The 25,476-nt window shown below is 72.0% G+C and carries 20 protein-coding genes and 2 pseudogenes; 10 read left to right on the top strand and 12 right to left on the bottom strand.

Translation table 11 applies throughout. From position 1 onward, the window contains the following. Window positions 1–2: 2 nt before the first annotated feature. Window positions 3–1,535: a D-alanyl-D-alanine carboxypeptidase/D-alanyl-D-alanine endopeptidase gene (dacB, locus tag ACWCXX_RS10710; RefSeq protein WP_451125970.1), complete on the bottom strand. Its 1,533-nt coding sequence runs from the start codon at window positions 1,533–1,535 to the stop codon at window positions 3–5. A gap of 56 nt (window positions 1,536–1,591) precedes the next feature. Between dacB and ACWCXX_RS10705 the strand changes: the two genes are divergently transcribed. Together ACWCXX_RS10705 and ACWCXX_RS10700 are read left to right on the top strand one after the other, a co-directional pair. Continuing rightward, window positions 1,592–2,086 carry an inorganic diphosphatase gene (locus ACWCXX_RS10705; protein WP_003968257.1) on the top strand — a complete coding sequence of 165 codons (495 nt, stop codon included), beginning with the start codon at window positions 1,592–1,594 and terminating at the stop codon, window positions 2,084–2,086. Between the two features lie 415 nt (window positions 2,087–2,501). Further along, on the top strand, window positions 2,502–4,214 hold the full coding sequence (locus ACWCXX_RS10700) for a threonine/serine ThrE exporter family protein (RefSeq protein WP_451125969.1): 1,713 nt from the start codon (window positions 2,502–2,504) through the stop codon (window positions 4,212–4,214). Window positions 4,215–4,362: 148 nt separating this feature from the next. Here ACWCXX_RS10700 and ACWCXX_RS10695 read toward each other — a convergent pair whose 3' ends face one another. Beyond that, window positions 4,363–5,076, bottom strand: coding sequence for a DedA family protein (locus tag ACWCXX_RS10695; RefSeq protein WP_451125968.1), 714 nt, complete (start codon window positions 5,074–5,076; stop codon window positions 4,363–4,365). 146 nt (window positions 5,077–5,222) lie between these two features. On the opposite strand from ACWCXX_RS10695, the gene ACWCXX_RS10690 reads away from it, so the two are divergent. Continuing rightward, window positions 5,223–5,588 carry a YbjQ family protein gene (locus tag ACWCXX_RS10690; protein ID WP_451125967.1) on the top strand — a complete coding sequence of 122 codons (366 nt, stop codon included), beginning with the start codon at window positions 5,223–5,225 and terminating at the stop codon, window positions 5,586–5,588. Between the two features lie 158 nt (window positions 5,589–5,746). On the opposite strand, the gene ACWCXX_RS10685 is transcribed toward ACWCXX_RS10690, so the two are convergent. Beyond that, window positions 5,747–6,508: a MerR family transcriptional regulator gene (locus tag ACWCXX_RS10685; protein ID WP_451125966.1), complete on the bottom strand. Its 762-nt coding sequence runs from the start codon at window positions 6,506–6,508 to the stop codon at window positions 5,747–5,749. A gap of 169 nt (window positions 6,509–6,677) precedes the next feature. On the opposite strand from ACWCXX_RS10685, the gene ACWCXX_RS10680 reads away from it, so the two are divergent. From ACWCXX_RS10680 to ACWCXX_RS10670, 3 genes are all read left to right on the top strand, one after another. Further along, window positions 6,678–7,964, top strand: coding sequence for an ion channel protein (locus ACWCXX_RS10680; RefSeq protein ID WP_451125965.1), 1,287 nt, complete (start codon window positions 6,678–6,680; stop codon window positions 7,962–7,964). A 148-nt stretch (window positions 7,965–8,112) separates the two neighbouring features. After that, entirely contained in the window at window positions 8,113–8,736 is a 624-nt protein-coding gene (gene wrbA, locus ACWCXX_RS10675; protein ID WP_451125964.1) for an NAD(P)H:quinone oxidoreductase, read from the top strand. Between the two features lie 158 nt (window positions 8,737–8,894). Further along, window positions 8,895–10,319, top strand: a complete 1,425-nt coding sequence (locus tag ACWCXX_RS10670; RefSeq protein WP_451125963.1) for a glutamate decarboxylase — start codon at window positions 8,895–8,897, stop codon at window positions 10,317–10,319. A gap of 207 nt (window positions 10,320–10,526) precedes the next feature. Here the strand turns inward: ACWCXX_RS10670 and ACWCXX_RS10665 are convergent, their stop codons facing one another. The 6 genes and pseudogenes from ACWCXX_RS10665 to ACWCXX_RS10640 form a co-directional block, all read right to left on the bottom strand. After that, window positions 10,527–11,312 (bottom strand): ABC transporter permease, encoded by a 786-nt coding sequence (locus tag ACWCXX_RS10665; protein ID WP_451125962.1) that lies wholly within the window; start codon window positions 11,310–11,312, stop codon window positions 10,527–10,529. Further along, complete coding sequence (locus ACWCXX_RS10660) at window positions 11,309–12,256, bottom strand: ATP-binding cassette domain-containing protein (RefSeq protein WP_451126035.1); 948 nt, start codon at window positions 12,254–12,256, stop codon at window positions 11,309–11,311. Before ACWCXX_RS10660 ends, ACWCXX_RS10665 begins: the two co-directional genes overlap by 4 nt. 78 nt (window positions 12,257–12,334) lie before the next feature. Beyond that, window positions 12,335–12,976: a PadR family transcriptional regulator gene (locus tag ACWCXX_RS10655; RefSeq protein ID WP_451126034.1), complete on the bottom strand. Its 642-nt coding sequence runs from the start codon at window positions 12,974–12,976 to the stop codon at window positions 12,335–12,337. Window positions 12,977–12,994: 18 nt separating this feature from the next. Continuing rightward, a pseudogene (locus ACWCXX_RS10650) lies at window positions 12,995–13,443 on the bottom strand (DinB family protein). Window positions 13,444–13,750: 307 nt separating this feature from the next. Next, the gene (locus ACWCXX_RS10645) at window positions 13,751–15,208 is read right to left on the bottom strand and encodes an aldehyde dehydrogenase family protein (protein WP_451125961.1); all 1,458 of its coding nucleotides are present in this window, start codon (window positions 15,206–15,208) and stop codon (window positions 13,751–13,753) included. 54 nt (window positions 15,209–15,262) lie between these two features. Continuing rightward, the gene (locus ACWCXX_RS10640; RefSeq protein ID WP_451125960.1) at window positions 15,263–16,129 is read right to left on the bottom strand and encodes a helix-turn-helix domain-containing protein; all 867 of its coding nucleotides are present in this window, start codon (window positions 16,127–16,129) and stop codon (window positions 15,263–15,265) included. 346 nt (window positions 16,130–16,475) lie between these two features. On the opposite strand from ACWCXX_RS10640, the gene ACWCXX_RS10635 reads away from it, so the two are divergent. After that, complete coding sequence (locus ACWCXX_RS10635; protein ID WP_451125959.1) at window positions 16,476–16,973, top strand: ATP-binding protein; 498 nt, start codon at window positions 16,476–16,478, stop codon at window positions 16,971–16,973. 255 nt (window positions 16,974–17,228) lie between these two features. On the opposite strand, the gene ACWCXX_RS10630 is transcribed toward ACWCXX_RS10635, so the two are convergent. Next, complete coding sequence (locus ACWCXX_RS10630; protein ID WP_148840675.1) at window positions 17,229–17,471, bottom strand: DUF397 domain-containing protein; 243 nt, start codon at window positions 17,469–17,471, stop codon at window positions 17,229–17,231. A 252-nt stretch (window positions 17,472–17,723) separates the two neighbouring features. Here ACWCXX_RS10630 and ACWCXX_RS10625 point away from each other — a divergent pair, with 252 nt between their 5' ends. Further along, entirely contained in the window at window positions 17,724–18,227 is a 504-nt protein-coding gene (locus ACWCXX_RS10625; RefSeq protein ID WP_451125958.1) for a hypothetical protein, read from the top strand. Between the two features lie 89 nt (window positions 18,228–18,316). On the opposite strand, the gene ACWCXX_RS10620 is transcribed toward ACWCXX_RS10625, so the two are convergent. After that, a complete protein-coding gene (locus ACWCXX_RS10620) occupies window positions 18,317–20,638 on the bottom strand; it encodes an FUSC family protein (RefSeq protein WP_451125957.1) in 2,322 nt (773 codons plus the stop codon). A 184-nt stretch (window positions 20,639–20,822) separates the two neighbouring features. Further along, window positions 20,823–22,049 carry a DUF2786 domain-containing protein gene (locus ACWCXX_RS10615; RefSeq protein WP_451125956.1) on the bottom strand — a complete coding sequence of 409 codons (1,227 nt, stop codon included), beginning with the start codon at window positions 22,047–22,049 and terminating at the stop codon, window positions 20,823–20,825. Window positions 22,050–22,254: 205 nt separating this feature from the next. Between ACWCXX_RS10615 and ACWCXX_RS10610 the strand changes: the two are divergent. Together ACWCXX_RS10610 and ACWCXX_RS10605 are read left to right on the top strand one after the other, a co-directional pair. Beyond that, window positions 22,255–22,965 (top strand): annotated as a pseudogene (locus ACWCXX_RS10610) (ABC transporter ATP-binding protein); the annotation flags it as partial. Between the two features lie 197 nt (window positions 22,966–23,162). Continuing rightward, a complete protein-coding gene (locus ACWCXX_RS10605; protein WP_451125955.1) occupies window positions 23,163–25,424 on the top strand; it encodes an ABC transporter permease in 2,262 nt (753 codons plus the stop codon). Window positions 25,425–25,476 lie beyond the last annotated feature (52 nt).

Here is a 25,476-nt window from a genome sequence, read left to right as displayed (position 1 = left end):
TCTCAACGGGTGCGGGCGGCGAGGCTGGTGGCGAGCGCGTCGAGGGAGGACTGGGCGTCGGACGGGGAGGTGGTGCCGGATGCCAGGAAGGCGAAGGCGAGCAGTCGGCCCTGTTTGTCGACGACCGTTCCGGCGAGGGTGTTCACCCCGGTGAGGGTGCCGGTCTTGGCGCGGACCAGGCCGGTTCCCTCGGACTTCCCGGTGTAGCGGTCGCTGAGCGTGCCGGTGAAACCGGCCACGGGCAGGCCGGTGAGGACGGGGCGCAGTTCGGGGTGGGCCGGGTCGGCGGCGCGGGCGAGGAGGCCGGCCAGCAGCTGGGCGGTGACCTTGTCCTTGCGGTTCAGTCCGCTGCCGTCGGCGAGGACGGCGCCGGCCGTCGGTAGGCGGAGCCGCTTCAGCTGCTCGGTGACGGCCCGTCGGGCACCGGCGAAGTCGGCGGGCCCGCCCGCCGCGATGGCGGTCTGCCGGGCGAGCGCCTCGGCGATGTCGTTGTCGCTGTTGGTCAGGGCCCGTTCGACCAGGGCGGAGAGCGGGGCGGAGAGGTGTGCGGCGACCTGCCGGGCCCCGGCGGCCGGGCGGCCCGGCTTCAGTTCGGACCCGGTGGCGATCCCTGCGTCGTCGAGGAACTTCGCGAAGGCGCGGGCGGCATCCTTCGCCGGGTCGTCGCTGCGCGGGGCGGGTCCGCTGTCGGTGTCGTCGAGCCTGCCCTCGTCGACCATCAGGGCGCTGACCGGCGCGATGTTCTCGTTGGGGCCGATCGGGTGCCGCGCGGGCCCGGAGTAGCGGGAGGTGTCGTACGAGAGGTGGGCCCGGTCGACGCCGTGCTCCTTGAGGGCGCGTGCGGTACCGGCGGCGAGCGCGCGCAGGGCCGCCCGGTCGAGGGTGGGATCGCCGCCGCCGACCAGGGTGAGGCCGCGGTGGTCGGGGGAGGCCAGGACCTTCGTGGCGATGCGGTGGTCGGGGCCGAGCGCGCTCAGTGCGGCGGCCGCGGTGGCGATCTTGACGGTGGAGGCGGGGGTCATGGGGGTGCCGGCGCCCTGCCCGTACAGCCGGGTGCCGTCGGCCGTGTCGATGACGACGGCGGTGTGCCGGGTGCCCAGGGCGGGGGTCTTCAGCAGTGGGTCGAGGGCGGCGCGGAGGTCCGACGCCGCGCCGTTCGGGGTGTGCCGGGCGTCCGGGGCGGCGTTGTCGGCGGGGGCGAGGGCCCCGAGGACGGCCGGGGCGCTGGGGGCGGGCTCCGGCCCGTCGGGGGTGCCGGTGCCGTGATGTGCGCCACCTGTGCGGTTCCGGGCGGCGGCCCAGTCCTGCTCGGCCTTACGCTGGCCCGAGTCCCAGGGGCCGACGGCAAGGACGACGCCGGCCGCGAGGACCAGACCGAGCCCGGCGGAGACGGCGGTGAACTGCCGGTCGCTCAGTCCCTTCAGCCTGTTCACGGCACCCCGGCGGGTGAGTCGGCTCAGCTTGTCCAGCGGATTGACCGACGGTCTCTTCACCGGCTCGTCCACCGTTGACCAGCCCCTTTCGCGAGCACACATCTGCGTGGGGGACACTTAATCACCAGTCGTATGTGTTGATCATGGAGGAGCCACCCGTGGAGTTCGACGTCACCATCGAGATCCCGAAGGGTTCGCGGAACAAGTACGAGGTGGACCACGAGACCGGTCGGATCCGCCTGGACCGTCGACTCTTCACCTCGACCAGCTACCCGGCGGACTACGGCTTCGTCGAGAACACCCTCGGCGAGGACGGCGACCCGCTGGACGCGCTGGTCATCCTGGACGAGCCGACCTTCCCCGGCTGCCTCATCAAGTGCCGCGCCATCGGCATGTTCCGGATGACGGACGAGGCCGGCGGCGACGACAAGCTGCTGTGCGTGCCGGCCTCCGACCCCCGGGTGGAGCACCTGCGCGACATCCACCACGTGTCGGAGTTCGACCGCCTGGAGATCCAGCACTTCTTCGAGGTCTACAAGGACCTGGAGCCCGGCAAGTCCGTCGAGGGCGCCGACTGGGTCGGCCGCGCCGAGGCCGAGGCCGAGATCGAGGCCTCCTACAAGCGCCTCGAGGCGCAGGGCGGCGCGCACTGACCTCCGGACCGCGGCCGGTCTCCGGCCGGGTCACGCGAGCCGGGGCAGATGAACCGAAACACGTGAACCGAGGCACGTGACACGGTTCCGCTTACGGTTCCGTACGGGAACGGGCGGTACTCCTTCCGTGGGAGTGCCGCCCGTTTCGCGTACCGTCCGGCGCACACGGGCGGCCGGTCGCGCGGGTCCGTCCAGTGCGCACGGCAGCCGATCGCCCGGGTCCGCCCGGCGCGCACGGCGGCCGATCGCACGGCTTCCTCCGGGCGGCGGGAGCCGCCGGGCCCGGGGCCGTTGACGGCCCGGGGTGGCCCCTCCCTGTGTTCCGTTTCGGCCCTCCTGGCGTTCACGGGCTTGTTCGCGGCCATACTGGGCACAAGCGCAGCCGTGGACGCGCAGTGACGAGGAGCGAGGGCGAGTGGTGGCGGAACCGGGCGGTCCGGAGGACCAGAAGCCCCAGTCCGACGAGGCGCGCAGCGCCTTCGTCCCACCTGCCGGGGTGGAGCAGCGCACGCCCGCCTCCGAGGACGACCACCCGACGTCGGAGTTCGCCATTCCGGCCGGTCTGGCGGACACCCCGGGGTCGGGCACGGGTTCCGCTTCCGGTTCCGGTCAGGGCTCGGGCCAGGGGTCGGGCTCGGACACGATCGGCTCCGCCTTCGCCCCGCCGAGCACCTACAGCGCCCAGCACTCGCCACCCGCCTTCACCCCGGCCCACGGCATCCCGATGATCCGGCTGACCAAGGAGGCCCCCTGGCAGGACCGGATGCGCACGATGCTGCGGATGCCGGTCGCCGAGCGCCCGGCGCCCGAGCCGGTGCAGAAGTCGGACGACGTGGGGCCCGCGGTGCCGCGCGTGCTCGACCTGACGCTGCGCATCGGGGAGTTGCTGCTGGCGGGCGGCGAGGGCGCCGAGGACGTCGAGGCGGCCATGTTCGCGGTGACCCGCAGCTACGGCCTGGACCGCTGCGAGCCCACCGTCACCTTCACCCTGCTGTCGATCTCGCACCAGCCGTCGCTGGTCGACGACCCGGTGACGGCGAGCCGCACCGTGCGCCGCCGCGGCACCGACTACACCCGGCTGGCCGCGGTCTTCCGGCTCATCGACGACATCACCGCCGAGGACGTCGAGGTCTCGCTGGAGGAGTCCTACCGGCGGCTGGCGGAGATCCGCCGCAACCGCCACCCGTACTCCGGCTGGGTGCTGACGCTGGCCGCCGGCGGTCTCGCGGGGGCGGCCTCGGTGCTGGTCGGCGGTGGTCCGCTGGTGTTCGTGGTGGCGGCGGTCGGCGCGATGCTCGGCGACCGGCTCGCCTGGCTCTGCGCCGGGCGGGGGCTGCCGGAGTTCTACCAGTTCGTGGTGGCCGCGATGCCGCCCGCCGCGATGGGCGTGGCGCTGACCATCACCCACTGGTCGGACGTACGGCCCTCGGCAGTGATCACCGGTGGACTGTTCGCGCTGCTGCCGGGGCGGGCCCTGGTGGCGGGCGTGCAGGACGGGCTGACCGGTTTCTACATCACCGCCGCCGCGCGGCTGCTCGAAGTCATGTACCTGTTCATCGGCATCGTCGTCGGTGTGCTGCTCGTGCTGTACCTGGGGCTCCAGCTGGGTGCCCAGCTGAACCCCGAGGCCAGGTTCGTCCCCCACGACCGGCCGGTGGTGCAGATCCTGGCGTCGATGGCGCTCTGTTTCGCCTTCGCGATCCTGCTCCAGCAGGACCGGTCCACGGTGCTCGCGGTGACCCTCAACGGCGCCGTCGCCTGGGTGATCTACGGGGCGATGGCCCGGACCGGCGACATCTCGCCGGTGCTGGCGACCGCGACGGCGGCCGGTCTGGTGGGCCTGTTCGGGCAGCTGTTCTCGCGCTACCGGTACACCTCGTCGCTGCCGTTCATCACGGCGGCGATCGGCCCGCTGCTGCCCGGTTCGGCCACGTACTTCGGTCTGCTGGCCGTGGCGCAGGGGCGGGTGAACACCGGACTCGCCTCGCTGTCGACCGCGGTGGCCACGGCGCTGGCCATCGCGATCGGGGTGAATCTGGGGAGCGAGATCTCCCGGCTGTTCATGCGGGTGCCGGGAGCGGTCGGTGGGGCGAACCGCCGTGCGGCCAAGCGGACCCGCGGCTTCTGAGCGGCCCGTACGTACGACTGCCGCGGCTTCGGACCTGCCCGTACGTACGGCTGCCACGGCTTCGGACCTGCCCGTACGTACGGCTCGGGCCGACCCGCCCGGGTGGTGGCTGCGGATCGGCCCGATTCGTACGGCTGTGGACCGGCGGTCAGCGCTTGGCGTGACGGCCGCGCTGGCCCGTGGAGGGGATGTTCCCGGCGGCCGGGCCCCGGCCCTCGCCGCCGCCCGCCGCCGCTTCCTTCTTCGACTTGGAGCGGGCCCGCAGGAACTCGATCGCGATCGGCACCACCGAGACGAGCACGATCAGGATGAGGATCGCCTCGATGTTCTTGTGAACGAAGTCGATCTTGCCGAGGGCCGAGCCGAGCAGCGTGACGCCGACGCCCCAGAGCACCCCGCCGATGATGTTGAACACGATGAACGAGCGGTAGTTCATCCGGCTCACACCGGCGATGATCGGGGTGAACGTACGCACCACGGGCACGAAGCGGGCCAGGATCAGCGACTTCGGGCCGTACTTCTCGAAGAAGTCGTGCGCCTTCTCGACGTTCTCCTGCTTGAAGAGGCGGGAGTCCGGGCGGTTGAAGAGCGACGGGCCGACCTTGCGGCCGAAGAGGTAGCCCACCTGGTCACCGATGATCGCCGCCAGCGCCACCAGGACGCAGACCAGCCAGAGCGGCGTGTGCAGCTTGCCCGTCGTCACCAGCAGGCCCGTGGTGAACAGCAGGGAATCGCCGGGCAGGAAGAAGCCGATCAGCAGACCGGATTCTGCGAAGACGATGACCAGCACACCGAGCAGGCCGAACTGCCCGATGAGATAGTCCGGGTCCAGCCAGCTCGGTCCGAGTGCAAGCGTATTCAAGGGTCCGGGCTCCTGGATCGATCGATGACGGCTGCGTGGCCGCCCAAAGCTATCAACGCAGGACGGCACCTCCGGGTTCCAGTGGCCCGTGCGGGGATGCACACCGGGCGAACCGGGGCAAAGCTTTCTCCAGGAGGTGCCACACAATGGGCATTGAGGATTACGGCGGCGGGCAGACGGCCCAGTCGGACGTGCTGGTCGTCACGACGAACGACGTACCGGGCTACCAGGTGACGCAGGTGATCGGGGAGGTCTTCGGGCTGACGGTCCGCTCCCGCCATCTCGGCAGCCAGATCGGCGCCGGGTTGAAGTCCATGATCGGCGGCGAGCTGAAGGGGCTGACCAAGACCCTCGTCGAGACCCGCAACCAGGCGATGGAGCGGCTCGTCGAGCAGGCCAGGGCCCGGGGCGCCAACGCGGTCCTGATGATGCGCTTCGACGTGACCGAGGCGGCCGACGTGGGCACCGAGGTCTGCGCGTACGGCACGGCGGCCGTGATCAGCAGGACGTGACCGGCGAAAGCCTGACTGGCGAAAGCCGAGCGGAAGCCGGGACGGACCGGGACGGGATCGACTGAAGTCGAGCCGGACCGGTCGGCAGTCGTGGCGGGGATGCTCCGGAGCGCCCCCGCCACGGCCCGCCGCTGACCGCCACGGCCCGCGCGGCCCGGTCAGGCCAGCAGGCGTTCCGCGTTGGCGTCGATCGCGTCCCGCAGGTGCTCGGCCAGCCCCGGCCCCATCGACTCGTAGAACTCGCGGAACCGCGGGTCGGACACGTACATCTCGCCGAGCCCCCGGTGCACCTCGGGGGTGCACTCGTAGAACCACCGGCCGATGTGGAGCCGGTGCGCCTCGGCCAGTTCCATCGCGCGTTCGCCGGTGGCCGGTTCACCGGACGCCATCAGCGCGCCGTAGGCGGCGCCCCATTCCGCGACCTCCGCCTGCATCCGCTTCCAGTCGTCCTTGCTGTACGACGCAGCGCGGCGCTGCGACTCGGCGTACGTGTCGGTGCCGCCCCAGCGGCGCTCGGCCTCCTCCGCGTGCGCCTCGGGGTCCTTGTCCCCGAAGACCTCGAACTTCTCCTCGGGCGTGAGGTTGATGCCCATCTTCCGTGCCTCCATGGCTTTCTCGACGGCGTCGGCCATCTTCCGGAGCTCGGCGATCCGGTCGGTCAGCAGCCGGTGCTGGCGGTGCAGGTGTTCCTGCGGGTCCGCCTCCGGGTCGTCGAGCAGTACCGCGATCTCGTCGAGCGGGAAGCCCAGCTCCCGGTAGAACAGGATCTGCTGGAGCCGGTCGAGGTCGCCCTCGTCGTAACGGCGGTGACCGGCATGGCTGCGTCCGCCGGGCGAAAGCAGCCCGATGCCGTCGTAGTGGTGCAGGGTGCGCACCGTGACTCCGGCGAATCCGGCGACCTGTCCCACGGAGTAGTCCACGACTCCCCGCTCCCTTCTCCGTTCGGGTACGTCCCGATCCTGGATCCTGACGTCACGTGAGGTGCAAGCCGGAACACCGTCGCGTCTTGCGGCACCTCACGCCCGGCGGCACCTCCACGTTCGCCACCATCGGGGAGTTATGCGGCTTTTACGCCGTTATGGTGGTCCGGTGGCCACCGATTCTCCCCCGCTCTCCAGGTCCGCCCCCGAGTCCACCCCCGCACGTCGGCTGCTGCCCGTCATCGTGCCCGCGCTGGCCGTCGGGGTCGCCTCCGCCCTCGTCCTGCTCGGTGTGAGCCTGCTCGCGGAGAAGTTGCAGGGCGTGCTCTGGGAGACGCTCCCCGACGCGCTCTCGATCGGCCGTTACTCCACGCTCTGGATGATCGCGATGCTGACCGCGAGCGGGCTGGCGGTCGGGCTGCTGATCCGGGCGGTGCCCGGCCACGCGGGGCCCGATCCGGCGACCACGGGGCTGGTCGATCCGCCGCTGCCGCCGGCGGTGGTGCCGGGGCTGCTGCTCGTCACCGTCCTCACCCTGGCGAGCGGGGTCAGTCTCGGGCCGGAGAATCCGATCACGGCCGCCAACGTCGCGCTGGCCTTCTGGCTCGGCCGCCGGTTCGCGCCCGGCACCTCCGCCGAGCTGTGGCTCTCCCTGGCCGCAGCCGGCACCGTCGGCGCACTCTTCGGCACTCCGGTCGCCGCCGCGCTGATCCTCTCGGAGACCCTCGCCTCCCGCCCCGGGCCGAGGGCGCTGTGGGACCGGCTGTTCGGGCCGCTCGCGGCCTCCGCCGCCGGGGCGCTCACCATGACGCTGCTGGCGCACCCCAGCTTCGACCTGTCGCTGCCGCCCTACACCCGTCCGCACTGGGGCGACCTGCTGTCCGCCGCCGTCATCGCCCTGGCGGGCGCGGCGCTCGGCCTGCTGGCGGTGTACGCCTTCCCGTACGTGCACCGGGCCTTCCGGGCCCTGCGGCACCCCGTCCTGGCACTGGCGCTCGGCGGGCTGCTGCTCGGCCTGCTGGGCGCCCTGGGCGGCCATCTGACCCTGTTCAAGGGGCTCGACGAGGTGAAGACGCTCACCGCCACCCCGGAGGGCTGGTCGGCCGGGGAGTTCGCCGCCATGGCCGTGGTGAAGACGGCCGCACTGCTGATCGCGGCGACCTGCGGCTTCCGGGGCGGGCGGATCTTCCCCGCCGTCTTCGTGGGAGTCGCGCTGGGGCTCTGCGCCCATGCCCTCGTCGACCGGGTGCCACCGGCGCTCGCGGTGACCTGCGGGGTGTTGGGGGTGCTGCTGGCCATCACCCGGCAGGGCTGGCTGAGCCTGTTCACCGCGGCGGTGCTGGTCGGCGACTCGGCCGTGCTCCCGATCCTGTGCGTCGCCTCGCTGCCCGCCTGGCTGTTGGTGACCGGCCGCCCCCAGATGCAGCTGCACGAGGACGGTACGCCGCTGAGATGAGCCCGGCGCCGGACCCGCCGCCCGGTCCGCTGTCGGGCCCGATGCCCGGTCCACTGTCGGCGTGCCGCCCGGCGCGCCGAATGCCACGGACTTCCGTATCGTCGCATTCGCATGCACACGTCCCGCCAGTCCTGTCGGAGGTCCGGCCATGCCCACGCCCGTCAACGTCGCCGTCATCTACTACTCCGCGACCGGCACCGTCGCCACGATCGCCAAGGCCGTCGCGGAGTACGCCGAGAAGGCCGGGGCGGAGGTGCGGCTGCGCAGGGCCGGCGAGCTGGCCCCGCAGGCGGCCATCGACTCCAACCCGGCCTGGGCGGCCAACGCGAAGGCCACCGCGGACATCCCCGTGGCAACGCCCGACGACATGGTCTGGGCGGACGCCGTGGTCTTCGGGACGCCGACCCGGTTCGGGAACGTCACCTCCCAGCTCAAGCAGTTCCTCGACACCCTCGGCGGGCTCTGGCAGGCGGGCCGCCTCGCCGACAAGGTCTACAGCGGCTTCACCTCCACCAGCACCGCGCACGGCGGCCAGGAGTCCACCCTGCTCGCGCTCTACAACTCGATCCATCACTTCGGCGGCATCCTGGTCGCCCCCGGCTACACCGACCCGTCGAAGTTCGTCGACGGCAACCCGTACGGCACCTCGCACGTCGCGGGCCAGGGCGACATCCCGGTCGGCGAGCAGACCCTGACCGCCGCCCGGATCCAGGCCGAACGGGTCGTGAAGTTCACCCGGGCCATCAAGGACGGCCTCGCCGCCGAGTCCTGAACCGCCCATGTCCGCACGGTGCGTAACGTACCGACAGATCACGTCGCCGCCCGGCCGCCCCGGATCGCACAAGGCCGTCGCCGAGAACCGAGAGCTGGGAAGCAAGAACCGAGAACCCAAGAACCCAAGAACCGAGAGCCGAGAAGGGCCGTCCGCCGATGCCTCTCCACGAAGGTTCCTCCCCCGCCGCGGAGCCGTCCACGGAACGCCGCAGGCTCGCCCTCAACCCGTTCTTCGGGGAGGCCGACCCGGTCGCCGGCATGGAGCTGGCGCCGCCACGGCACCGGCTGCCCGACGGGCCCATGCCGCCCTCGATCGCGTACGGCCTGGTCCACGACGAGCTGATGCTCGACGGCAATTCGCGGCTCAACCTCGCCACCTTCGTCACCACCTGGATGGAGCCCCAGGCCGGGGTGCTGATGGGCGAGTGCAGCGACAAGAACATGATCGACAAGGACGAGTACCCGCGCACCGCCGAGCTGGAACGGCGCTGCGTTGCGATGCTCGCCGACCTCTGGCACGCCCCCGATCCCTCGACGGCCGTGGGCTGTTCGACGACCGGTTCCAGCGAGGCCTGCATGCTCGCGGGGATGGCGCTCAAGCGGCGCTGGACGGCCAGGAACGCCGACCGCTATCCGGCGAGTGCCAGGCCGAACCTGGTCATGGGCGCCAATGTGCAGGTCTGCTGGGAGAAGTTCTGCAACTTCTGGGAGATCGAGGCGCGGCAGGTCCCGATGGAGGGCGACCGCTTCCACATCGACCCGCAGGCCGCGGCCGACCTCTGCGACGAGAACACCATCGGCGTCGTCGGCATCCTCGGCTCCACCTTCGACGGTTCGTACGAGCCGATCGCGGAGCTCTGCGCCGCCCTGGACGCCCTCCAGGAACGCACCGGGCTCGACATCCCCGTCCATGTGGACGGGGCGTCCGGGGCGATGGTGGCGCCGTTCCTCGACGAGGACCTGGTGTGGGACTTCCGGCTGCCCAGGGTGTCCTCCATCAACACCTCCGGGCACAAGTACGGCCTGGTCTACCCGGGCATCGGCTGGGCGCTGTGGCGCTCTCCGGCCGAGCTGCCCGAGGAGCTGGTGTTCCGGGTCAACTACCTGGGCGGCGAGATGCCCACCTTCGCGCTGAACTTCTCCCGGCCCGGCGCCCAGGTGGTGGCGCAGTACTACACCTTCCTGCGGCTGGGGCGGGACGGCTACCGGGCCGTCCAGCAGGCGTCCCGGGACGTGGCCCGCGGGCTCGCGGAGCGGATCGAGGACCTCGGCGACTTCCGCCTCCTCACCCGCGGCGACCAGCTGCCCGTGTTCGCGCTGACGACCGCGCCGGACGTGGAGGCGTACGACGTCTTCGACGTGTCACGGCGGCTGCGCGAGCACGGCTGGCTGGTGCCCGCGTACACGTTCCCGGCCAACCGGCAGGACCTGGCGGTGCTGCGGGTGGTGTGCCGCAACGGCTTCTCCTCGGACCTCGCCGAACTGCTGCTCGGGGACCTCCGGCGGGTCCTGCCCGATCTGCGCCGCCAGGCGCACCCGCTGAGCCGCGACAAGCAGGCGGTGACGTCCTTCCACCACTGAGTGCCGGACGGGCCCCGGCCGGGCGGGACTCTCGAAACACGCCCTAGTGCCGTGGCCGGAAGGGTTCACCGGCTCGCGACGCCCGGCACGGCACCTCGCCGCGTTGTCGCATCACCCGAGTACATCCAGTGCGCGGGCAATGCTCCGCCTTGCGATGCACCGCACCGGACGCCGCGAGCTTTCCGGCAAACCTTTCCGGCCACAGCACTAGCGGTCGATCCGGGCGAACCTCCGTACCGCGAGCGGGAAGAACACCACGGTCAGCGCCAACGGCCAGGCCACGGAGAGGAGTCCGGCGTGCTCGGACGCCCAGGTGCCGCCGGAGCCGCCCGGATTGCCGAACAGCTCGCGCACCGCCGTGGCCGTGGCCGACATCGGGTTCCACTCTACGACCGAGCCCAGCCGGCCGGGCATCGACTCGGGGGCGGCGAAGACGTTGGAGAGGAAGCCGACCGGCCAGACGAGGATCTGCACCGCCTGCACCAGCTCCGGCTTCCCGGCCACCAGCGCCAGGTGGATGCCGATCCACAGCATCGCGAACCGCAGCAGCAGCAGAAGCCCCACCGCCCCCAGCGCCGCGGCCGGGCCGTGGTGCCAGCGCCAGCCCACCGCCCAACCGGCGCCGGCCATCACGACGAGCGCGGCCGTCGACTGGAGCAGGTCCGCGGCACAACGGCCGACCAGCACCGCTCCGGAGACCATCGGCATGGCACGGAACCGGTCGATGACGCCCTTGCCGAGGTCCTGGGTGACCGCCAGCATGGTCGACTCCAGCCCGAAGACCATGGTGAGCGCGAGCATGCCGGGCACCAGGAACTCGGTGTTGTCGCCGTCGACGCCCTGCCCGCCGCCGACCAGGTAGTTGAACATCAGCAGCAGCATCACGGGGAAGACCAGGCCGGTGACGACCTGCACCGGCTGCCGCGCCCAGCGCGCCAGTTCGCGGCGGGTCATCGTCCAGGAGTCGGACACCGCCCAGCTCATCGTGCTCATGCCGCCACCTCCGCGTTCTCCGGCTCCCGGCCGGTCAGCGAGAGGAAGACCTCGTCCAGCGTCGGGCGCCGCACCGCGATGTCCTCCGCCTCGATGCCCGCCTCCTCCAGGGCCCGTACGATCCGGGTCAGGGTCGCCGTCCGGTCCGGCGCCGGGGCCCCGACCAGCCGCCGGTCCGCGTCGACCACCGCGCCGTCGCCCAGCAGCAGTGCGGCGGACGCCAGTTGCGAACCGTCCCTGAGGACGACGTCGATGCGGTCCTGGGCCACCCTCGCCTTCAGCTCGTCGGCCGTCCCCTCGGCGGCCACCCGTCCGGCGTCGATCACCGAGATCCGGTCCGCGAGCTGATCGGCCTCCTCCAGATACTGCGTGGTCAGCAGTACGGTCGTGCCCGCGCCCACCAGCGAGCGCACCGCCGACCACACCTCGGCACGCCCGCGCGGGTCGAGCCCGGTGGTCGGCTCGTCCAGAAAAAGCACCTCCGGATCGGTGATCAGGGAGGCGGCCAGGTCGAGCCGTCGCCGCATGCCGCCGCTGTACTCCCGGACCGGCTTGCGCCCGGTGTCCGCGAGCCCGAAGCGGGCCAGCAGTTCGTCCGCCCGCGCACCCGCCCGGCGTGCGCCCAGGTGGTACAGCCGGCCGAACATCTCCAGGTTCTGCCGGCCGCCGAGCTCCTCGTCAACCGCCGTGGACTGCCCGAGCAGCCCGATACGGCCCCGGACCTCGCGGGCCCGGTCCCGTACGTCGAGCCCCGCCACCTCGACCCGCCCCTCGTCGTGCCGCAGCAGCGTCGACAGAATGCGTACGGCCGTGGTCTTGCCCGCGCCGTTGGGGCCGAGCACGGCGTGGACGGTGGAACGGGCGACCGTGAGGTCCAGACCGTCCAGGGCGCGCTTCTCCCCGTACCGCTTGTGCAGGCCTTCGACGACGATCGCATCGGCCAAAATCGCCACCCCCTCCCATAGTCAAACTTGACTAGTGGGATCGAAGGTAACCGCACCGACCTCATTCGTCAAACTTGATTACTCGTCGTCGCCGGGATCGCGGACGCCCGTCGCGTACGGGTTCTCCTGCCCCTCGGCGAGCACGCCGACGAAGGGGTCGCCCTCCCCCGCGAAGGTGTACGCCCCGCCCTCGATGCGGGCGATCAGTCCGCGCGTCCACTCGGCGTCGGCGTCCGCGGAGTGGACCCACATGTTCATGATCTCGCCGATGTGGCCGATCGACTGGGGCCCGGCCTCCGGCGTGTAGTACTCGGTGACCGAGGTCCGCCAGGCCGCGAGGCCGGCCACCCGCTCCTTGAGCAGCGCGACCGCCTCGGCCCGTGCCAGGTCGACGATGCCGCCGAGGCCCGCCGACAGTACGTCCGGCTTCTGGTCGTACGAGGTCAGCGCGGCACGCACCAGCGCCAGGTACTCCTCGTTGCCCGCCTCGGTGATCTCGTACTCGGTGCGAGGCGGGCCGCCGGCCGTGCTCGGGGCGGTCTCGTGCGCGACCAGCAGGCCCTGCTTCGCCATCTGCTTGAGTGCGTGATAGACCGACCCGGGCTTGGCGTTGGACCACTCGTGGGCGCCCCAGTACTCCAGGTCGTTGCGGACCTGATAGCCGTGCGCCCGGCCGTGCTGACGCACGGCGCAGAGGACCAGCAGCCGGATCGCGGACATGTCACGCACCCTTTCTATTCAACTTTGATCAGCGTATCCCTCCGCCTCGGCGACCAGCTCGAAGGCGGTGCGGCCGTCCAGGGACTCCCGGATGATGTCGGCATGCCCGGCGTGCCGGGCGATCTCCTCGACGAGATGGACCAGCAGCCACCGCATCGAGCACTGCTCCCCCTTCGGGAACCAGGGCGCCTCGGGCAGCGGGAAGGTGTCGTCCATGCTGGCACCGAGCGGATGAACTTCTCGGTCTCGGCCGCGATGCCGTCCCAGAACTCCAGCATCTGCGGCACCGTCTCGTCGCCGACGAGACGGAAGCTGTCCGCCCAGGTCTCCTCGGTGCGGGCGGCCTCGTTCGGCTGCTGCTGGGCCAGCCGCAGCCAGTTCAGCTCGGTCTCGGCGACGTGCTTGAGCAGCCCGGAGAGGGAGAGCGCGCTGGCGCTGGGGCGGCTCGCCGCCTGCTCCTCGGTCAGCCCGAGCAGGGAGCGCCGGATCGCGCCGCGCTGCGCCTCGACGAAGGAGAGGAGTACGCCGCGCTCGTCGCCGGGGGTGCCTGCGGGAACGTGAGTGACCATGATGTCCGCCTTGATGATCCGTGCCGGTTCTTCCTGACACCGACCAAGCTATGCCCCATCGCGGTCAGCTTCTGTCCTAAAGAGAAAGGAGTACGGGCCACTCGGCCGGGAGCATCGGTCGGCCGGAAGAACGCCGGCCGGCGGGAAGAACGCCGGCCGGCGGGAAGAACGCCGGCCGGTCGGACAGGGAGGACGGACGGCCCGGTCAGAAGGGGAAGACGGCCCGGTCGTGCTGGACGGAGACCCATCGCTGGGTGGTGAAGGCGTCGACGGTCGCCTCGCCGTTCAGCCGACCGAGCCCGGAGAACTTCTCGCCGCCGAAGGCCACCAGCGGGTCGTCCTGGACGGTGGCGTCGTTGACATGGAACATCCCGCTGACGACGCGCCGGGCGAACCGCACCCCGCGCTCGACGTCGCGGGTGTGCACGGCGCCGCTCAGCCCGTACGGGGTGTCGTTGGCGATCCGTACGGCGTCGTCCTCGCCGTCGAACGTCATCAGCAGCGCCACCGGGCCGAATATCTCCTGGGACGGCAGCGGGGAGTCCTCGGGGAGCCCGGCGAGCACGGTCGGTTCCACGAGGTTGCCGCGGGTCCGGCCGCGGACGAGCGCGGTCGCCCCGTCGGCGATCGCCCGGTCGACGAGCGCGGTCAGGGCGTCGGCCCGGAAGGTGTTGATGACCGGGCCGATCCGGGTCTCCGGATCGCGCGGGTCACCGGTCGTCAGCGCGGCCACCGCTGCGGTGAACTTCTCGGTGAACTCCCGCTCGATCCGGCGGTCCACCAGGATGCGGTTGGCGGCCATGCAGACCTGCCCTTGGTACACGAAGCGGCTGAAGACGGCCGCCTCGACCGCGTAGTCGATGTCCGCGTCCTCCAGCACCACCAGGGCGCTGTTGCCGCTGAGTTCGAGGATCGTCCGCTTGAACTGCCCGGCCGCGATCGCGCCGACGTGGCGGCCGACGCGGTCCGACCCCGCGAAGGAGATCACCGCGGGCACGGGGTGCTCGATGAACGCGTTCCCGATCTCGGCGACGTCGGTGATCAGGACGTTGAGCAGTCCGGCGGGCAGTCCGGCGTCCTCGAAGATCCTGGCGATCAGGCCGCCGCCGACGACCGGGGCGTTCTGGTTGGGCTTGACGACGACCGCGTTGCCGAGCGCGAGGGCCGGCGCGACGGACTTCATCGTCACCAGGAAGGGGAAGTTGTAGGGGGTGATCACACCGACGACGCCGACCGGCAGCCGGTGGATGCGGTTCTCCTTGCCGTCCGCCGGGGAGGGCAGAAGACTGCCCTGCGGGAGCAGGGCCCGGCGAACCGCGTCGCGCAGGAATTCCAGGGCGGCGCGGAACTCGTACTCCGCCTTGACGCGGGTGCCGCCCAGCTCGTCGATGATCGCGTCGACGATCTCGGCGTGCCATTCCTCGGTGATGCGCAGGGCGCGTTCCAGGACCGCGCGACGCTCGTACGGGCCGGTGGTGGCCCAGGACCGTTGGGCGCGCTCGGCGGCACGGTAGGCCAGGTCGACCTCGCGCGCGGTCGCTATGGGGATCTCGGCGAGTTTCTCCCCGTTGTAGGGGTTGAAATCGATGATGTCCCACGAGCCGCTGCCGGTCCGCCATTCACCGTCGATGTATTGGTGGGCCAGCTCGTGGAAGAAGGACATACGATCCCTTAACTCATCCGCAGACTTCCGTCGAACCGTCATGGTACTGATGAATCAGATGAGTTGGAGCAGACCGCGGAGCAGATCGCGGCTCTCCTCGGCATCCGGACTGTCTTCGCGCAACCGCACCATGGCCTTTTCGTACTGTGCGACTTCTTCTGCCTTGTCCAGATAGAGCGCACTTGTCAGCTGCTCCAAATAGACAATGTCCGACAGATCGGATTCCGGGAATCGCAGCATCGTGAAGGAGCCGCTCTCCCCGGCATGCCCACCGAAACTGAAGGGCATCACCTGGAGAGTGATGTTGGGCTGCTCCGACATTTCGATCAGATGCCGCAATTGCCCCCGCATCACTTCCCGGTCGCCATACGGTCGGCGCAGCGCGGCCTCGTCCAGCACGGCGTGGAAGCCGGGCGCGTTCTCGGACACGAGGGTCTTCTGGCGTTCCAGCCGCAGCGCCACGCGGCGGTCGACCTCGGCGGCGGGGGCGCTGCTCCCCATGCCCCGGGTGACGACCGCGTGCGCGTACGCCTCGGTCTGCAACAGCCCGTGGATGAACTGGACTTCGTACACCCGGATGAGCGAAGCCGCCCCCTCCAGTCCGACATAGGTCTGGAACCACCCGGGCAGCACGTCTCCGTAACTGTGCCACCAGCCCGCCACGTTGGCCTCGCGGGCCAGTCCGAGCAGGGCGTCCCGCTCCGCCTCGTCCGTGACGCCGTAGAGCGTGAGCAGGTCCTCGACGTCCCTGGCCTTGAAGCTCACCCGTCCCAACTCCATGCGGCTGATCTTCGACTCGGAGGCCCGGATGGAGTAGCCGGCCGCCTCACGCGTGATGCCGCGCGAGTCGCGCAACCGCCTGAGCTGCGAGCCCAGCAGGATGCGCCGCACCACAGATCCACTCGACTCGCCTGCCGCCACCGGTCCGTTCCTTCCCTTCGCTTCCTGGACATCGGGGCTCCCCCCGATCCCCAAGTGCCGGATTCTGCCACCAAAACGCTTCAGCCCGTACTCATTCGATTACGGAAATGAGAAGGGTTCCAGAAAGCTGCAAAAATACGTACGGGAAGAAATGACCAAGAACCGGCACGGGTTCGGACAGGTCCGGCGCGTGCACGTGCATCTGCCCTTGCATCTGCCCTACGCATTCGGAACGATGGGGCCCGCGCACCTGCGTGCTCGTTCGTGTTGTGCCGCTGTACCCCCCGCAGTACCGATACAGCCGCGAATCCCGGGAGTGCCTCGCATGGGGACGAATGGATCGACGATGCTCGAGCCGTTAAGGCAGGGGCTTCCCCCCATCGATCCCTCAGCCGTCTTTGGATCGGCCACCTGCACACTGCCCGCCCGCTACGAAGCCGTGGGCGGTGCACGGAGGTTCACCCGGACGACACTGGACGGATGGGGCCTGAGCGAGCGCTTCGACGACGTCGCACTGGTCGTCTCCGAACTGGTCACGAACGCCCTGCGGCACGCCCTGCCCGGGGACAACGCACCGGACCCCCGGGACCCGCCCGTACGGCTGCACTTGATGCGCTGGAGCTCGCGCCTGGTGTGCGCGGTGCGCGACCCCAGCCAGGAGAGCCCGATCGCCTCCGAGGCGCCGGACTCGGCGGAGTCCGGGCGCGGCCTCTTCCTCGTGGAGTCCTTCAGCGACTCCTGGGGCTGGCACCCGTCCCCCGCGCCGGATCCCGCCAACCCGGACGGCTCGGTGGCGTACGGCAAGGTGGTCTGGGCGCTGTTCCGGCTCACCGACGGCAGATGACCCGACGGCGCACGCCCCTGCGGGGTGTGCGCCGGGGCGCATTTCGGCGGAACGGGTTGCGGTGGAGCGCGTTCCGGCAGGACGGGTTGCGATGGGGCGCGTTCCGGTGGGCCGCGTTCCGGTGAGGCGCACTCTGCGGCAGGCATGCGGCGCTTATTCCGGAAGGACTTGCTCCGGAGGGGCTTGCTCCGGAAGGGCTTGCTCCTGTGGCGCGCATTCCGTGGTCGCCATGACGGGCGGACCGGCGCGAGGCAGTCAGCCGCCCGCGACCAAGTGGTCGAACTCCCCGTCCTTCACACCGAGCAGCAACGCCTCTATCTCGGCCGGCGTATAGACCAGGGCCGGCCCGTCGGGATGGCGCGAATTCCGCATCGCCACATCTCCGTCGGGCAGTTTCGCGAACTCCACGCAGGATCCCTGGGAGTTGCTGTGTCTGCTCTTCTGCCAGACGACTCCGTGAAGCTCTGTGGCCGCCATGCCGTTGTACACGTGGTGCACAGGACGCTCCCCGAGTTGCAAGGTGCAAGTGTCAACTGTCTTGGATCATATCTCTGTTCAAATTTCCCTGCATGAGCAGATGCATGCGCGGATGCACGTGCACGCGGGGTGTTCCCGCGATTACAGCTTTACTCCCAGGGATAGACGCGCGGGACGGCTCTTCGGCTCCGTCTACCCCGAGATGAACTCACCACCCCGATGGACCGCGCTGATAACTTGGCTCGGACTTTCGCCGACAAGGGGGAATTACAGATGCACAGAGTCGTACGTGCCGGTGCAGTGATCGCGACCGGAATCCTCGCCACCGTCGCGCTGACCGGTTGCAGCAGCGACAGCGGGAAGAGCGATCCGGGCAAGGACTCCGGCGCGGGGCAGGAGAAGCCCGGTCAGGGTTCCGGAGACGGCGGAGACGGCGGCGCTTCCGCGGGCGACGCTTCCACGCTGGAGGGCGGCTGGGCCGGCAAGACCGGCGGCAAGGCGATCGTCCTGTCCGTGTCGTCGGGCAAGGCGGCGCTCGTCACCGAGCAGCACGCCTGCACGGGCACTGTGCAGGACACGGACAAGGTGGTGCTCGCGCTGAAGTGCGTCAGCGGCGGCACCGACCGCACCACCGGGTCCATCGAGTCCAACGACGGCAAGACCGTCGTGATCTCCTGGGACAGCGGCATCAAGGACACCCTGGCCAAGACCGACCCGGGCGCCCTGCCGTCGGGCCTGCCCGACCTGCCGGACATGTCGGAGCTGCCGACTTCCTGACGGCCCGGCCGGGCACGCGACCGCCCGGCCACCCGACCACCCGACCGGTCCACCGGTTCCGGGGCCGGTGCCCGGGGTGCGCGGACGCCTCACTCCGGCCTGGAATCGGGCTCCGTGCCGGGCTTCGACTCGGACTTCGACTCGGACTTCGGCTCGGGTTTCGACTCGGACTTCGGCTCGGGCTTCGGCTCGGACTTCGGCTTGGGCGACCCGTCCAGTCCCCGGGAGAATTCCTCCAGGGCGTCGAGGAGGAGGTGGGCCCCTTCCCGTACGAAGGGGTCCTCCTTCCCGTCGCCCGTGCGCTGCCGCGCGTCCCACTCCGCCAGCGCCTCGCGCACCTCGGACCAGTCCGGTACGCGCCGTTCCCGCACCTCCTTCGCGCCCCGTTCGGTGGCCCGGCGCAGCGCTCCGGCGAGGCGCGCGGCGTTCGGTACGGGGGTGGCACCGCCGCCGGGCAGGTGGGCCTCCAGCAGCATCGCGGCCCGGCCGAGTTCGGCGAGCGCGTGCTGGGTGTCGTCGGCTGCGGCACGGGAGAGGCCGCGATTGCGCACCGGTTCGTGCTGGGCCACCGCCAGCGCCTCCTGCCAGGCGACCCGCGCCTCGCGGGTGTCGAGCAGCGCCGAGCGCACGTCGTCGTGGCCGCGTTCGGCCGGTTCGGCGTACTGGTCGACGACCGAGGCGGCGTACCGTCCGTCCGCCTTCAGCCAGTCCCCGAGCCTGCCGCGCAGCCGCGGCGTCTCCCACGCCGGGTAGAGCGCGTACGAGATCATCGCGAGGAGCCCGCCGGCGAGGGTGAGGACGACCCGTTCCAGCACGGTCTGCGACCAGTTGTCGCCCGCCATGCCGAGCAGGAAGACGACGTACGCGGAGATGCACGCCTGGCCGACCACGTACCCCGTGCGCATCAGCAGGTACATCAGCAGGGCGCAGAGCACGGCGAGCACCGCGGCCAGGCCCGTCCCCGGCCGGGTGGCCTGGACGATGCCCGTGGCGAGCGACACCCCGACGATCGTGCCGCCGAACCGGGCCACGGAACGCCCGTACGTCTGGGAGAACTCCGGCCGCATCACCATGACGGCCGCCATGGGCGCCCAGTAGCCGTGGCCGAACGGCAGCGCGGTGCCGGTGAGGTAACCGACGGCCACGACGACGGAGACCCGGACGGCGTGCCGCAGGATCGGCGAACCGGGGCGCAGCTCGGCGCGCATCGCCTTCACGACGACGGGGACCAGCCGCAGGAGGGTGGGGCGCCGGCGGTGCGGTGCGGCGGCGGGGGTCTCGTCCGGGGTGGCGGTGGTCCCGCCCGCGGGGGTGGGGGTCCCGCCCGGGGTGGCAGGGGCTCCGCCCGGGGCAGTGGAGGTTCCGCCCGCGGGGGCCTTGATGGACTCGGCGACCCGGTCCGCCTCGGCCTTCTCCTCCTTCGTCCCCTCGCCGTCGGCCGTCTCGATGACGTCGGAGAGCAGCGCGCCGAGCCGGTCGGCGGCCCGGCGCGGCGGCCCGGTGAGCAGCGTTCCGGTGTCCGGGGTGCGCAGCGCGGCCACGGCGGCCGGGGACAGTTCGACCGGCTCGCCGTGGCGGATCGCGTGGGCCGCCGAGTCGAGCACCGACCCGGCGGCGGCCAGGAGTTCGCGGACCCGGTCCCGCTCGGGCCCCTCGGACGGCACGCCCAGCGACGGGTCGGCGAGCGAGGCGAGGACCGGCCGGATGCGTTCGGCGATGCCCCGGGAGCCCCGCAGTTCGGGCGGGCGGCGCCGGGCCTGGCGCGGGGTGACCGCCGCCGCGTTGCGGGCCGTCATCAGCGGCACCGGGTCGAAGGGGGCGACCGGGTCGTGGCGCAGCCGCCGGGCGTAGTCGGCCTCGGCGGCCAGCGCGTCGGCGAGGGCGTCGCGCTGGGCACCCCATCTCCGTACCGGGAACAGGACGATCAGCGTCGCCTGCACGAGACCACCGACCAGGATCATCACGGCGTGCACGGCCGAGTTCGCGACGGAGGTCGGCAGGGTGACCGTGACCAGCATGATCGCCACGTTGGAGGCCGCGATGAGGCCGCCGGTCGGCCCCGCCGCCCAGGCCAGGCCCGCGACGAACGTCCAGATCACCAGCAGGAGCAGGAAGAGCGGCAGCCGGGAGCCTGTGAGGTAGCCGAGGAACGTGGACATGGCGAGGCTCGCCCCGGATACCAGCGCGAGGACCGGCCGGGGGCGCCAGCTGCGCTGGAACGTGGCGATGGCCGCCTGGAACGCGCCGAACGCGGAGCTCGCGGCGACCACGGGGCCGAAGAGCGCGAGGGAGATCCCGATGACGAGGGCGAGACCGGCCGCGCCGCGGATCGCGATGAGCGGTTCGAGACGTTGCCGCTCGATCTTCAGCCCCGAGCGGGCGGTCTCCTTCAGCGCCCGGAGCCAGCTCATGCCCAGAGCCTAACCGGAATTACCGTTTTGCCCCGAGTCGAAAGGATTCGAGTCCGCCTGGGGCCCGGAAAGCCACCCGGGCTCTGCGGCCAGGGGTCGGCAGCTGGCAGTCGGCAGTCGGCAGTCGGTGGCCAGGAGACCAGGGGGGTCAGGGGACCGGGTGGCTGCGATCAGAGGTGGACGGTCAGCGGTTTCCGCGTCGGCCGCGCAGTTCCGGGCCGTGCCCGCCCCCGCCCTCGCCTCCGCCCCCGTCCATCCGCGCCCGGTCCGCGGCGGCCGTTCCGTGGGTCCATCCGTCCAGGTCCGTGACGCCCCTGACCCGGGTGGTCGTGGTCCGGGGGAACATCCGCTCGGCAGTGTCCGTGACCGCCATGTCGCGGGCGGCGAGCACCGGGAGCAGCTGTGGGTCACCGGCCTCCGCCGTTCCCGCACCGGCCCCGGTCCCGGCCTCGGCCTCGGCGGCCGCGGTGACGCGGGCGGTGTCGGCGGCGAGCCGACTGCCCAGGCGCTGGGCGTACGCCATCAGGAAGGCCTGCCGGAACGTCTTGGTCCGCTTGCGTCCGCCGGCCCGCTGGCCCGCCTCCGCCTTCGTCATCGCCACCGTGCCCTGGACCAGCAGGGAGGTGTACAGCAGCTCCACGGAGTCCAGGTCCGGCTCGAAGCCGACCACCGTGGAGAAGCCGAGGTCGCTGTTCCACACCGCGCGGCAGCGGTTCGCGGAGGCGACCGCGTCGAGCAGGATCGCCTTCGCCGTCTCGTACGGCGCGTCCACCCCGATCCGGCACGCCCCGGGCGCCTCCTTGCTGTGCGCACGGGCGGCGAGCAGGGCCTCGTCGATGGAGTGCCGGGCCATCAGCTCCTGGGCCTTGGTGGTCAGGGCCTCCGCCTCCTCGGGGAAGCCGGTCGCCTCGGCCTTGGCGAGCAGGGCCCGGATCCGGGTCAGCATCCGGGGTTCGTCGTGCGCGGGCGGCAGGTGGAGCCCGTGCGGGGACGCGCCGGGCGGCGGCCCGACCGGTTCGATGGTGGGGAGCCGGAGCAGCAGCCGGTACAGCCCGAGGACGGCGGACGCGTAGGAGAAACGGTCCGGCCGGTTGCGGGGCGGGGCGTCCGGGAGCCCGTCGAGCTGGGCGCGCCAGCGCGGCGGCAGCGACTCGTACCGTCCGGTCTCCGAGCCGATCAGCCCGGCGGCGATCCCGGCTGCGGTCTCGTCGAGCTCGCGGCGGACCGTGCGTACGACGTCGGCGGGCTGCCAGCCGCGCTCCCAGGCCCGGCGGACGAACTCCTCGCCGCGCCGGAACAGTTCCGCGTCGGCCGTCGGATCGGCGGCGAGGAGCGAGGCGCCGGTGTCGGGACCGGCGTCGCCGTCCGAGTAGAGGGCCGCCGAGAATGCCTGGTCGATCACCGGTTCCATGAGGTCAGGGTAGGCAGGGCGGAACGGCGGGGTATGGCTGGCCCCACCGTGCGCACGGGCCCTGGTGGTCGTGATCGCCGGACGCGGAAACGGTTCGATCGTGGGCATGGTCTTCCCGCGCCCATCGGCCTCATCCACTTCATCGTCCGCGTCCGCCTTACACGCCTCGGGCACCTCGCACGCCTCGCACACCTCAGCGTCCGGTGTGTCCGGGAACGTCGCCGATGCCGTACGACTCCGCTCCGTGCGCCGCTCCTACGGCCGGGTCGACGCTCTCGACGGTGTCGACCTCACCGTCCGCGCCGGAACCTTCACCGCCGTCATGGGCCCGTCCGGGTCCGGCAAGTCCACGCTGCTGCACTGCGCGGCCGGGCTCGACCGGCCGACGTCCGGCACCGTCGAGGTGGGCGGGACGGAGCTGACCGGGCTGAGCGAGCGCCGGCTGACGCTGCTGCGCCGGGACCGGATCGGCTTCGTCTTCCAGTCGTTCAACCTGGTCCCCTCGCTGACCGCCGCGCAGAACGTCGCGCTGCCGCTGCGTCTCGCGGGCCGCCGCCCGTCCCGTACCGAGGTACGGGACGCCCTGGCCCGGGTCGGCCTCGCGGACCGGGCGGGGCACCGGCCCACCGAGCTGTCCGGCGGTCAGCAGCAGCGGGTGGCCCTGGCGCGGGCCCTGATCACCCGGCCCGCGGTGCTCTTCGGCGACGAGCCGACCGGCGCGCTGGACACCGCGACGAGCCAGGCGGTGATGGAGATGCTGCGGGAACTGGTGGACCTGGAGGGACAGACGATCGTGATGGTCACCCACGACCCGGTGGCCGCGGCGTACGCGGACCGGGTGGTCTTCCTGGTCGACGGGCAGGTGGCGGACGACCTGGCCGCCCCCGGCGCCGAACGGATCGCGGCCTGGCTCGCGGCGGGACGCGAACGCGATGGACGCGATGGACGCGATGGACGCGACGGGCGCGACGGCAGGCCCGACGGACCCGCGGACGGCGACCCCACGGACGACGGCGCGTACGCCCCGTACGGCCGCACGCCCGGCACCGTCACCGACCCCGGCACCGACTCCCACCCCGCCACCGGCGTCGGGACCCAGGCCCCGGAGGCGTCGTGCTGACCATCGCCCTGGCCTCCCTGCGCACCCGCTGGACCACGCTCATCGGCACCTTCGTCGCACTCGGCCTGGGCGTGGGGCTGATCGCGACCATGGGCCTCGGGCTCGCCTCGACCCTCGACGTCCCGGACCGGGCGCCGCAGCGGTTCGCCGGATCGCCGGTGGTCGTGATGGGCACCGACACCCTGACCGTGCGGGTCCGGCGCGGTCCGTCCACAGCAGAGGTGAGCCACAGGCTCGCCCATCCACACCCTGTGGACATCGAACTCCTGCGCGAGCTCCAGGCGCTCGGCCCGGTGACCCGGGACGACAGCCCGGAGGTCGTCGGACCGCCTCCCCCCACCGGTCGAAAGTCTTCCACCACCGGCCGGGGGCCCTCCCCTACCGGCCGGAAGCCCTCCACCACCGGTCGGGGGCCCTCCGCCACAGACCGGACGACGGTGCGCGGCCCGGACGCCGTGGGTGTGGACGCGCCCGTCGCCGAGGTTCGGCGCGTCGTCGGCGACCGCGCCCTGGTCCTCACCGGGGACGAGCGGCGCCGCGCCGACCCGGCCACGGAGCGGGACGCCGAGGGGCTGGTGACCGTGAACGCCCTGCTCGGCACGGCCGGTGGCGTCGCCGCCTTCGTCTCGGTCTTCGTCGTCGCGTCGACGTTCGCCTTCTCCGTGGCCCTGCGCCGCCGCGAGTTCGGGCTGCTGCGCACGGCGGGGACGACGCCCGGCCAGTTGCGGCGGCTGCTGCTGACGGAGGCCGCGGTGGTCGGGGCCCTCGCCTCCGCCGCCGGTTGCGCGCTGGGCCGCCTGGCCGCACCGGTACTCGCCGACCTGCTGGTGGACGAGGCAATGGCGCCGTCCTGGTTCACCGTCCGCCCGGCCGCCTGGCCGCTCCACGTCGCCTTCTGGACCGGGCAGGCCGTGGCACTCGCGGGGGTCTGGGCGGCCTCGCGGCGGGCGGGCCGGACCGGCCCCGCGGAGGCGCTGCGCGAGGCCGACATCGATACGGGCGTGCTCCCGCCGGTCCGCCGGCTGCTCGGAGTCCTCCTGCTCGCGGGGGCGGCGTTCCTGATGGCGAAGTCCCTCGTCACCGACCCGTCCGCGCTGCTGAAGCGGAAGACGTACACCACCGGGCCGATGGTCCTGATCACGGCCGCCGCGCTGCTCACGCCGCTGCTGGTGCGCCCGCTGGGCCGATCGCTCCGGCTGCCGGGGGCGACCGGGACGCTCGTGACCGCGAACACGTCGGCGGCGCTGCGGCGTACGGCCGCGATCGTCGCGCCGGTGCTGGTCACCGTGGCGCTGGCCGGTTCGGTGACCGGTTCGGCGATGACGGTACCGGCCGCGCGGGCGGCGGAGGCGCGCGAGCACACCCGGGCCGATCTGGTCGTGACGGGACGGGAGTTGAGGCCCCGTCCGGTGCCGGGCGCGACGCTCTCCGCCTCGGCCCCGACCGCCGTCCACGTACGGGAGGAAGGCACCGCCCTCATCACGTCCGAGGCCCGCGCGGTGGACGACCCGAAGGCCCTCGCGGCAGTCGGCCGACTGCCGGTGGTGGCGGGCGACATCAGGGACCTGGACGACCGCTCGATCGTGGTGAACGAGGAGTGGGAGCAGCACACGGTGGGCTCGACGGTACGGGTGTGGCTGGGCGACGGGCGACCGGCGAAGCTGCGGATCGCGGCGGTGCTGGCGCTCGGCACGGGGAACAACGGGGCCTACGTGACCAGGGCGAACGCCCCGGCGGCCGTGGTGGACCGGATCGACGTACGCCTCTCGCCGGGCGCCGACCGGGCCGCTGTCACCGCACAACTGCGCAAGACGGGCGGCACCGTGCGGCCGGTGGAACAGTGGCTGGCCGCGACGCACCCCCGCACCAGCGCGCAGACCCGGTTCGGCCTGGCCGTGGTCCTGGGCATCGCGCTGGTCTACACGGTGCTCGCGCTGGCCAACACGCTGCTGATGGCGGGGTCCGTACGGTCCTCGGAGCTGGATGCGCTCCGGCTGGCCGGCGCCACCCGGCGGCGGGTCCTCGCGGTGGTGGCCGGGGAGACCCTCTTCGCGGTCGGGCTCGGGGCGTTGCTCGGCCTTGCCGTGACCGCGGTGAACCTGGCGGGCGTGGGTGCCGCGCTGGCCTCGCTGTCCGCGCCGGTCGAGGTGTCGGTGCCGTGGTCGCTGATGGGCGGCGCGGCGGGGGTGTGCGCGGTGGTCGCGGTGGGGGCGGCGCTGCTGCCGGAGGCGGTGCGCCGCACGCGCTGCCGGTGACCGAGGGCCGGCAGGGCCGGGCGAGGCAGCCGGACCGGGCAGTTGAACCCGG

It is taken from the genome of Streptomyces sp. NPDC001732 (assembly GCF_053596315.1).
Note: the sequence above shows the minus strand (reverse complement) of the source record. Positions and strands in the feature narration are given on the sequence as shown.